The sequence below is a fragment of the Desulfoplanes formicivorans genome, from assembly GCF_001748225.1.
Classification (GTDB): Bacteria; Desulfobacterota; Desulfovibrionia; order Desulfovibrionales; family Desulfomicrobiaceae; genus Desulfoplanes; species Desulfoplanes formicivorans.
In genome coordinates, this window is sequence record NZ_BDFE01000011.1 from 1 (window position 1) to 1,287 (window position 1,287).

1 protein-coding gene is annotated in these 1,287 nt (G+C 40.8%); it reads right to left on the reverse strand.

All coding sequences use genetic code 11. The features are described from left to right. Positions 1-1,147: transposase (locus tag DPF_RS04895; protein WP_176724170.1), on the reverse strand; the 1,147-nt coding region annotated here is incomplete at its 3' end. Between the last annotated feature and the right edge of the window lie 140 nt (positions 1,148-1,287).

Sequence of the window (1,287 nt, forward strand, 5' to 3'; positions counted from 1 at the left end):
TAATGATCTCCTTACCGGACTCACTGATTTTAAAATCAAGGATCGAGAATCCGTCTGGAAAATCTCCGGACGGAGGACAAACCAGCTCAACGTCTTTCTGTCTGAGATTTTGTTGAATGGCGTCACTATCATATCCGTTGTCAGCTAATAATTTCTCGGGTTTGAGTCCCTTTTCCTCAAGCTTATCGACGACGTCTTCTATGATCTTGGAATCTGCTACGTTTGCTTTGGTTACTTCGACATTGGTTATGATCTTGGGGTTGGGCGTATCCTTGTCAGGGCCACAGGTCTCAGTGAAATCAGCTTTGTAGCCGACTTTCTTACGATGCCCGTTGTAATGAGCATCTGGATCATGCGGATTCGTCATGGCCGTGCCCTTGGTTTCCGGTTTTACCTTGACGGTGATTCCTTTGGAATCTTCGGTGATCTGCTCGTCAGCCAGTCTCTTGAGTAGCGCATAGGATTCAAGCTTGCTGACTTTTGGATGCGCATCGAACTGGTCCAAAAGCGAGAGAACATCTTTAGCTGCGTCCACAAGACACTTCTGGTATTCAGCGGGCTTTTTGGATCCAAACCAACGCTGGTCATCGTTTGCGGAAAAATATTTTGTCCTGATATCCTCATTGATTCTTGAAAAAATAATCGGGTGTGTCTCTTTGAGTTCCTTGAGGAATTTGTTGATCGTGGTTGAAAAGCAATCCAGTTTGGACATGCTCTTTAACCAGGTTCGAACCAGGGTCGAGTCTTCTCGCTGTATGGCAGTGTTCAGATTTATGCGGTCAGCAATTCTTTTGAGGACTGAATCGAAAACTTTTTCCTCTTCCCCAAGAAGTTTTGCACGATAATAGTAGTAAGCCCGTTCTGAGATGTATTCATCCCTTGGGATATCAAGAGCATATCTGAAGGCGTCATTGAAACAGAAAGCTTCAATCGCTTCTTCATCAGTCATATTCTTCAAGGCTTGAATGATAAACAAGCCCATTACAGACTGAAGATCTTTAGTTCCTCTGCCGTTATCATTTGAAAAATGCTTTGATAGAATGTTTATGTTGAGATATGGAAGAATTTCTTTTCTAAATGTATGATAAATGCTCGACTTGAGCTTGTTATGATGGCTTTTTGTTCCCCATGGAATGTAGTCGAACATTTCTCTTCTCGTTCTATCTTTATATTTTATCATCGAAATATCCTCATTTAATTTCGATAATATATACTAAATTTTGTATATTTTGTAAATAGTATAGGTAGTAATTTTTCGTTATTGTAGAGAGTTTTTGCAGTCAAATC